Genomic DNA, 8,542 nt, shown 5'->3' on the forward strand with positions numbered 1-8,542 from the left:
TCACGCCTCCTTCGTCTGGGTGGGGGCGGCGCCGCGACGACGGCGCAGCGGCGGCTTGGCGCCCAGGCGCTTGGGATCGAGGCCGGACCAGGGGTGACCGTCGGAGAAGAACTTCCGCCGGGCCAGCATCGTCATCAGGGGCTTGGTGAAGTAGAAGACCACGACGACGTCGAGGACGGTGGTCAGGCCGAGCGTGAACGCGAAGCCCTTCACCTTGCCGACGGTGACGATGAACAGCACCGCGGCGGCCAGGAACGACACGAAGTCGGAGACCAGGATCGTACGGCGGGCCCGGGGCCAGCCGCGCTCGACGGCCGGGCGCAGGGTGCGGCCCTCACGGATCTCGTCCCGGATGCGTTCGAAGTAGACGATGAACGAGTCGGCGGTGATACCGATGGCCACGATGGCGCCGCAGACCGCCGGGAGGTTCAGCGCGAACCCGATGGTCGGGCCGAGCAACGTCATGATCGTGTACGTCAGGATCGCCGAGACGAACAGACTCGCCAGCGCGACCAGGGCCAGGCCCCGGTAGTAGGCGACGAGGTAGACGATGACCAGTGCGAGGCCGATGGCGCCGGCGATCAGACCGGCCTGCAGCTGCTCGCCGCCGAGTGCCGCGGTGACCGTGGTCTCGTCGTCGATCTTGAAGGAGAGCGGCAGGGAACCGTAGGACAGCATGTTGCCGAGGTCTTCGGCGGACTGCTGGGTGAAGCCGCCGGAGATCGTGGCGTTACCGCCGTTGAGCCGCTCGGTGACGCGCGGGTCGGAGACCACCGCGCCGTCCAGGACGATCGCGAACTGGTTCTGCGGCGGCGCCTGGGTGGCGAGCTTGCCGGTGACGTCCGCGAACTTCTTGCCGCCCTCGGAGGTGAAGTCCATCTGGACGATCCAGCCCCCGCCCTGCTGGCTGTCGAAGACCGCCTTGGCGTCCTTGACGTCCGTGCCCTCGACGCCGACCGGGCCGAGCGCGTACTTCTGCTTCCCGTCGTCACCACAGGCCACGACCGGGTCGGACGGCTTGGTGTTCGCGGCCTTGTCGCCGGCGGTGGCGCGGCTCTGCTTGCTGGAGCAGTCCAGCGCGTTGAGCTGCTTCTGCAGGGCCGGCGGGATGTCCGCACCGGCCGGGGGCGTCGGCGGCACCTGAGGCGCGGAGGGCTTGGCCGGGCCGGAGGGGGTGGGCTTGGCGGACGGTGCCTTCTTCAGCGCGTCGGTCACCGCGCGGCCCTGCGTCGTCGGCTTGGCGCTCGGCGACGGCGAGGACGAGGCGCTCTGCTGGGTGCCCGGCTGGTCCTTGGCCTGGTCACCCGCGGCCTTGTCGCCCTTGCCCTGGTCGCTCGCGCCGCTCTTGGAAGGGTTGGGCTTGGGCTCGGGGGTCTTGACGCCCGCCGTGGTGGTGAGTACCGGCCGGAACCCGAGCTTGGCGGTGGTGCCGACCTGCTCGCGGGCCTGCTTCGCGTCCGTCCCCTTGGGGATGTTCACGATGATGTGGTCGCTGCCCTGGGTCTGGACCTCGGCCTCGGACACTCCGAGACCGTTGACCCGTCGCTCCATGATGCCGGCGGCGGTCTTCATATTGGTCTCGTTGATCGCGTTGGGCTTGCCCGGCTGGTTCTGGGCCGCCAGCGTGAAGCTGGTGCCGCCGGCCAGGTCGATGCCCAGTCGCGGCGTCAGCGTGCCGGAGTAGAACATCCCTCCGATCAGCCCCGCCATGGCGATGAGGACCAGGATCAGGGTGCGGCCCGGATGCCCCTGGCTCGCGGGCGCCCTGCGGCCCTTCTTCGGTGCTGCCACCTTCTCGTATCTCCCTGTCCAACCCCTCGGCCCGGGTTTCCGGCCGAGGGGCCACGAAGTCTTGTGGGGACGTGCCCCCGCCGGAGCCTAGACCGTCCCGGAACCGCGGTGCACGACACACCACGCGTGCTCCGCGGTTCCGTGGGGGGGACTACTTCGCGTCGCCGCCGGACTTCTTGTCGTCCTTGGCGGTGTCGGCGTCCGCCTTGACGGTGTCCTTGGCCTCGTCGGCGGGCTTGGCGTCCTTGGCCTCGTCGGCCGCGGGCGCGGCGTCGGCCGGAGCCCCGGCGGCCTTGCCCAGGTCGATCTTGTCGGCCTTCTCGGCCTCGGCGGCGGTGCCGCCGGTCAGCGAGGAGGCGTCATCCGGAACGACCGGCTCGTCGGCGTGGATCGGGTCGGCACCGTCCAGGATGCGGTTGTACTCCTCGTCCGCGAGCACGGCGCCGATGGCGTTCTTGGCGTAAATGGCGTGCACGCCGGGGGCGACCTCCAGGAGGACGGTGTCCTCGTGGACTTCCTTGACAGTGGCGTACATACCGCCGATCGTCCGGACGCCGGTGCCGGCCTGCATTTCGTTGCGCATCTGCGCGGCCGCCTGCTGCTTCTTCTTGGCAGACCGAGTCATCAGGAACATGGCCCCGATGAGGACGATGAAGGGGAGGAGAGTCACGATATTCACGGGACGGAAATTCCTTCGCACGACCGCTGATGCGCGATCTCATATACGGGGGTGGGAATGCCGCCCATACGAACGGCATCGGCGGAGTCTAGGCGAGTCCCCACCAGTGGAACAACGCACAGCATCCCACCGCAGTTCCTGGCCGGGCGAGTATCCGCGCCGTCACGCTCCGAACAAGCCCTGCTGTCCGGCGGCGCCCGCTTGCTGCTGCGGCGGGACGAGCCCCAGATGGGTCCAGGCCGCCGGGGTGGCGATCCGGCCCCTGGGCGTCCTGGCCAGCAGCCCTTCCCGTACGAGGAACGGCTCGGCGACCTCCTCGACCGTCTCCCGCTCCTCCCCCACCGCGACCGCGAGGGTGGACAGGCCCACCGGGCCGCCGCCGAACAGCTTGAGCAGGGCCGTGAGCACGGCGCGGTCGAGGCGGTCCAGGCCGCGGGCGTCGACCTCGTAGACCCCGAGGGCCTGGGAGGCGATCTCGCGGGTGATGAAGCCGTCGGCCTTGACCTGGGCGTAGTCGCGGACCCGGCGCAGCAGACGGTTGGCGATACGGGGCGTGCCGCGGGAGCGGCCGGCGATCTCGGCGGCGCCCTCGGCCTCTATGTGGACGTCCAGCAGCCCGGCCGAGCGGTGGATCACCCGCTCCAGCTCGGCGGGGGCGTAGAACTCCATATGGGCGGTGAAGCCGAAGCGGTCACGCAGCGGGGGCGGCAGCAGACCGGCCCGGGTCGTGGCGCCGACCAGGGTGAACGGGGGAAGTTCGAGCGGGATGGCGGTGGCTCCCGGGCCCTTGCCGACGATGACGTCGACGCGGAAGTCCTCCATCGCCATATAGAGCATTTCCTCGGCGGGCCGGGACATCCGGTGGATCTCGTCGAGGAAGAGGACCTCGCCCTCCTGGAGGGAGGAGAGGATCGCGGCGAGGTCGCCGGCGTGCTGGATGGCGGGCCCGGAGGTGATCCGGATCGGGGCGCCCATCTCAGCGGCGATGATCATCGAGAGGGTCGTCTTGCCGAGGCCCGGCGCCCCGGACAGCAGGACATGGTCGGCGGTGGCGCCGCGGGCGCGGGCGGCACGCAGCACCAGGTCGAGCTGCTCACGCACCCGCTCCTGGCCGACGAATTCTTCGAGGTCCTTGGGCCGCAGTGCGGCCTCGACGGCGGTGTCCTCACCGTCCGCGTCGGCCCCGACCAGCCGGTCGGGGGCGCCCGTGGCGGCGTCCTCGGTGGGGGGCGGTGCGGTGTCGTCCCAGTTCACTGCGGAATGCCTCGCGGGGTCGGGGCGGCCGGGCCGCCTGCGTGGTCGAACGGTCGGGGGCGCGGGGCCCGGGTGGCGGCGGTCATCGGGCGCGGTTCAGGGTCTGCAGAGCGGCCTTGAGCAGCTGCGGCACCTGAGGCGTCCCGCCGCCGGCGACCGCCGCGTCGGCCTGCGGGGCGACCGCGGAAACCGCTTCGTCCGCTTCCCGGGTGGCGTAGCCGAGGCCGATCAGGGCGGCGTGCAGCTGGTCGCGCCAGCCGGCCGTGACGGCACTGCCGACGCCCGCGCGGCCGGTGCCCACCGGCTCCCCGAGCCGGTCCTTGAACTCCAGAAGCAGCTTCTGTGCGCCCTTCTTGCCGATGCCGGGCACGGCCGTGAGGGCCTTCTCGTCACCGGTGGCGACGGCCAGCCGCAGCGCGTCCGGGGAGTGCACCGCGAGCATCGCCTGGGCGAGCCGGGGGCCGACGCCGCTGGCGGTCTGCAGCAGCTCGAAGGTCTGCCGCTCGTCGTCGTCGGCGAAGCCGTAGAGGGTGAGCGAGTCCTCGCGGACGACGAGGGAGGTGGCGAGCTTGGCCGGCTGTCCGATGCGCAGCGCGGAGAGGGTGTCCGGTGTGCACTGGACGGCCATGCCGATACCGCCGACCTCGACGACGGCGGAGTCCGGTGCGAGGGCCGCGACCGGGCCGGAGACGAAGGCGATCATCGGGTGCCCTTCTGGGGTGTCGCCCGGCGGACGCCGGGAGCGCGGACGGGGGCGGCGCGACGGGCCGCGGCGTGCGCCTGCTGGAGGCGGTTGACCGCGGGGGCGCGCCAGATGTGGCAGATGGCGAGGGCGAGGGCGTCGGCGGCGTCGGCCGGTTTCGGTGGCGCGTCGAGCCGCAGCAGCCGGGTGACCATCGCGCCGACCTGGGCCTTGTCGGCCCGGCCCGATCCCGTGACGGCGGCCTTGACCTCGCTGGGGGTGTGCAGCGCGACCGGCAGTCCACGACGGGCCGCGCACAGCATGGCGACCGCGCTGGCCTGGGCGGTGCCCATGACCGTACGGACGTTGTGCTGGCTGAAGACCCGCTCCACCGCGACGTACTCGGGGCGGTGCTCGTCGAGCCAGGCGTCTATCCCGCGCTCGATCTCGACCAGGCGCTGGGCGATGTCGGCGTCCGCCGGCGTGCGGACGACGCCGACGCCGACCATCGTCAGCGGACGCCCCGCGACGCCGTCGACCACCCCGACCCCGCAGCGTGTCAGCCCCGGGTCCACCCCCAGCACCTTCATCGGTTCCCCGCCCCTCGCCGTATCGGTCAGCTGTGCCTGTCCCGGAAGCGCATGCCCCCTGATCAGCACAGTAGTGGCTGCCACTGACAAACCGACGGGCCGACGGGGTGTGTCCCCGTCGGCCCGTCAGTCGACCGAGCGTGCCGCGCCGTTCAGGCGTCGACCTTGGCCATCACATCGTCCGAGACGTCGAAGTTGGCGAAGACGTTCTGCACGTCGTCGCTGTCCTCCAGCGCGTCGATCAGCTTGAAGATCTTGCGCGCGCCCTCTTCCTCCAGCTCGACCTGCATGGTCGGGACGAAGTTGGCGTCGGCGGAGTCGTAGTCGATGCCGGACTCCTGGAGGGCACTTCGGACCGCGACCAGGTCGGTGGCCTCGCTGAGCACCTCGAAGGACTCGCCGAGGTCGTTGACCTCTTCGGCACCGGCGTCCAGGACCGCGCCCAGGACGTCGTCCTCGGTCAGTTCACCCTTGGGGACGATCACCACGCCCTTGCGGTTGAACAGGTACGACACCGAACCCGGGTCGGCCATCGAACCGCCGTTGCGGGTCATGGCGACGCGGACGTCCGAGGCGGCGCGGTTGCGGTTGTCGGTGAGGCACTCGATGAGCACCGCGACACCGTTGGGGCCGTACCCCTCGTACATGATGGTCTCGTAGTCGGCGCCGCCGGCTTCGAGACCCGCACCGCGCTTGACCGCGGAGTCGATGTTCTTGTTGGGCACCGAGCTCTTCTTGGCCTTCTGGATGGCGTCGAAGAGAGTGGGGTTGCCGTCAGGGTCGGCACCGCCGGTACGGGCCGCGACCTCGATGTTCTTGATCAGCTTCGCGAAGAGCTTGCCGCGCTTGGCATCGATCACGGCCTTCTTGTGCTTCGTCGTAGCCCATTTAGAGTGGCCGGACATCCGCCTGTCTCCTTCGCGTAACCAACGTCTGAAACGAACGCCTTAGATCCTACCGGGGCCAGGTCACACGGTGTTACTCCCGCCCGTCACCCGGCAACGACCCTGATGGAGCGCTGTGGCCCGCCCTTCGGATCAGCCCTGGGCCCGCCGCACCATGTCCACGAACAGGGCGTGGACCCGGTGGTCGCCGGTGAGCTCCGGGTGGAAAGACGTGGCGAGGACGTTACCCTGCCGCACGGCCACGGTGTGCCCGTCGTACGTCGCCAGGACCTCGACCGCGCCACCGACCGACTCGACCCAGGGCGCCCGGATGAAGACGCCCTCGACCGGTCCGCCGGGGATCCCGGCGATGTCGATGGCCGCCTCGAACGACTCGTTCTGCCGCCCGAAGGCGTTACGGCGCACGATCATGTCGACGCCGCCGAACGTCTCCTGGTCCTCACGGGCGTCCAGCAGCTTGTCGGCGACCATGATCATGCCGGCGCAGGTGCCGTAGACCGGCTTGCCCGCACGGACGAACGCGCGCAGCGGCTCCAGCATGCCGAAGGTGACGGCCAGCTTGGACATGGTGGTGGACTCGCCGCCCGGTATGACCAGGCCGTCGATCCCGTCCAGTTCCTCGGGGCGGCGCACCGGCCGGGCCAGGGCGTCCGCCTCGGCGAGCGCAACGAGGTGCTCACGGACGTCGCCCTGGAGGGCCAGCACACCGATGGTGGGGGTGCTCATCTAGGTGTCCTACCAGCCGCGGTTGGCGTAGCGCTCGGCCTCGGGGAGGGTGTCGCAGTTGATGCCGACCATGGCCTCGCCCAGGTTGCGGGAGACGTCCGCGATCACCTTCGGGTCGTCGTAGAAGGTGGTGGCCTTCACGATCGCGGCGGCGCGCTTGGCGGGGTCGCCGGACTTGAAGATGCCGGAGCCGACGAACACGCCCTCGGCGCCGAGCTGGCGCATCAGCGCGGCATCGGCCGGGGTGGCCACACCACCGGCGGAGAACAGCACCACCGGCAGCTTGCCGAGCTCGGCGACCTCCTTGACCAGCTCGTAGGGGGCGCGCAGCTCCTTGGCGGCGGCGAACAGCTCGTTGTTGTCGTAGCCGCGCAGCCGGGCGATCTCGCCCTTGATCTGGCGCATGTGGCGCACCGCCTCGACGACATTGCCGGTGCCGGCCTCGCCCTTGGAGCGGATCATGGCGGCGCCCTCGGTGATCCGGCGCAGCGCCTCACCCAGGTTGGTGGCACCACACACGAAGGGCGTGGTGAAGGCCCACTTGTCGGAGTGGTTGACCTCGTCGGCCGGGGTGAGGACCTCGGACTCGTCGATGTAGTCGACGCCGAGCGACTGCAGGACCTGCGCCTCGACGAAGTGGCCGATCCGGGACTTGGCCATCACCGGGATGGAGACGGCGTTGATGATGCCGTCGATCATGTCGGGGTCCGACATCCGGGCCACGCCGCCGTCCTTGCGGATGTCGGCGGGGACCCGCTCCAGGGCCATGACGGCGACGGCGCCCGCGTCCTCGGCGATCTTCGCCTCTTCCGGCGTGACGACGTCCATGATCACGCCGCCCTTGAGCTGCTCGGCCATACCGCGCTTGACGCGCGCGGTTCCGGTCTCGGGGTTCTGGGGCGTGGTGGGCGTGCTGGACACGGTTGACCTCACTCAGTGCGGGTGGCTGTACTGATGCGCCCACACAACCGTTGGTGAGTGGCCCGGGAAAAGGGCCAATTACAGGTCAGTGGCTCGTCACCGCCGGGAGTCGCCGTCTGCGGCCCCGCCACCGGCACCCGCCGCCCGGCTCAGTTCCCGGCCGACCGATCGTCCAGCACGGCCGGCGGCTCGTCATCCATCTCGAAGGCCAGCGGGAACGGCGCATGGCCGGCGAGCCGGAAATAGCGCACCACCCGGTGACGGCGGACGGCGCGGGCGGCCCGTACGGCGTCGTTGTGGAAACGACGGGCCATCGGGACGCGGCGCACCGCGGCGGTGAGCTCGGTGACCGTCTGCTCGCCACCGGGTGCCTCCCGTACGGCCTCCAGCTGCGCCTCCTCCCCGAAGATCGCCCGCAGTGCCTGGCTCAGCTCACTCTCCGCGACCTCACGGTGGTCCTCCTCCGCCTGCCGGGCCTCGTGCGCGGCCTGGTAGAGCACGATCGAGGCGGCCGGGTCGAGGATCCCCGAGGTGCCCACCTCCTGCGCGACGGAAGCCCGTCGCAGCAGCTGGGCATCGAGGGCCGCCCTGGCCGCGTCGATGCGTGCGTGCAGGCGGTCGAGACGGCCCGCCGTCCAGCTGAGGTAGATGCCGATGAGGACGATCGCGACGGCGATCCAGATGAACGTGGTCACGGCGCGTCACCTTACGCGTCTTCCGCGCGTTGTTTTCCGCCCGACGTTTTTGTCTTACCCGCCGTGTGGGTTGCTCGCCGCTGCGCTTGGCCCGCTTCCCACGTTTTTGGCTTTCCCGCCGTGTTGGTTTCTCGCCGTTGCGCCTGGCGGCGGGCCGGGTCCGCTGCGCGGGGCTGTCGGGGTGCGGTGACGGGCCTCCGCGGGTGGGGGTGTCCGGACTGCTTCGCTTTACGTCCGGACACCCCCACCCGCTCCGACCCGTCCCCTCCCGTGGGGGGATGAATAAACCTTGGTGGGGG

The 8,542-nt window shown here is 70.7% G+C and carries 9 protein-coding genes; all 9 read right to left on the reverse strand.

Annotation, left to right across the window (positions count from 1 at the left end):
- Window positions 1-1,791, reverse strand: coding sequence for a protein translocase subunit SecD (gene secD / locus AB0C46_RS36180; protein ID WP_362833242.1), 1,791 nt, complete (start codon window positions 1,789-1,791; stop codon window positions 1-3).
- Window positions 1,792-1,942: 151 nt separating this feature from the next.
- A complete protein-coding gene (gene yajC / locus AB0C46_RS36185) occupies window positions 1,943-2,470 on the reverse strand; it encodes a preprotein translocase subunit YajC (RefSeq protein WP_362833244.1) in 528 nt (175 codons plus the stop codon).
- A gap of 162 nt (window positions 2,471-2,632) precedes the next feature.
- On the reverse strand, window positions 2,633-3,724 hold the full coding sequence (gene ruvB, locus AB0C46_RS36190) for a Holliday junction branch migration DNA helicase RuvB (RefSeq protein WP_362833246.1): 1,092 nt from the start codon (window positions 3,722-3,724) through the stop codon (window positions 2,633-2,635).
- Window positions 3,725-3,806: 82 nt separating this feature from the next.
- A complete protein-coding gene (gene ruvA, locus AB0C46_RS36195) occupies window positions 3,807-4,427 on the reverse strand; it encodes a Holliday junction branch migration protein RuvA (protein WP_362833248.1) in 621 nt (206 codons plus the stop codon).
- A complete protein-coding gene (gene ruvC / locus AB0C46_RS36200) occupies window positions 4,424-4,996 on the reverse strand; it encodes a crossover junction endodeoxyribonuclease RuvC (RefSeq protein ID WP_018087638.1) in 573 nt (190 codons plus the stop codon). The genes ruvA and ruvC overlap by 4 nt, the downstream gene beginning before the upstream one ends.
- Before the next feature lie 152 nt (window positions 4,997-5,148).
- Window positions 5,149-5,901 carry a YebC/PmpR family DNA-binding transcriptional regulator gene (locus AB0C46_RS36205; protein ID WP_030076370.1) on the reverse strand — a complete coding sequence of 251 codons (753 nt, stop codon included), beginning with the start codon at window positions 5,899-5,901 and terminating at the stop codon, window positions 5,149-5,151.
- Window positions 5,902-6,033: 132 nt separating this feature from the next.
- Window positions 6,034-6,627, reverse strand: coding sequence for a pyridoxal 5'-phosphate synthase glutaminase subunit PdxT (pdxT, locus tag AB0C46_RS36210; RefSeq protein ID WP_362833250.1), 594 nt, complete (start codon window positions 6,625-6,627; stop codon window positions 6,034-6,036).
- Between the two features lie 9 nt (window positions 6,628-6,636).
- Window positions 6,637-7,548 (reverse strand): pyridoxal 5'-phosphate synthase lyase subunit PdxS, encoded by a 912-nt coding sequence (pdxS, locus tag AB0C46_RS36215; protein ID WP_208685923.1) that lies wholly within the window; start codon window positions 7,546-7,548, stop codon window positions 6,637-6,639.
- A gap of 149 nt (window positions 7,549-7,697) precedes the next feature.
- Window positions 7,698-8,243, reverse strand: a complete 546-nt coding sequence (locus tag AB0C46_RS36220) for a hypothetical protein (protein WP_362833252.1) — start codon at window positions 8,241-8,243, stop codon at window positions 7,698-7,700.
- Window positions 8,244-8,542: the final 299 nt, after the last annotated feature.

It is taken from the genome of Streptomyces sp. NPDC048637 (genome assembly GCF_040650675.1).
Lineage (GTDB): Bacteria > Actinomycetota > Actinomycetes > Streptomycetales > Streptomycetaceae > Streptomyces.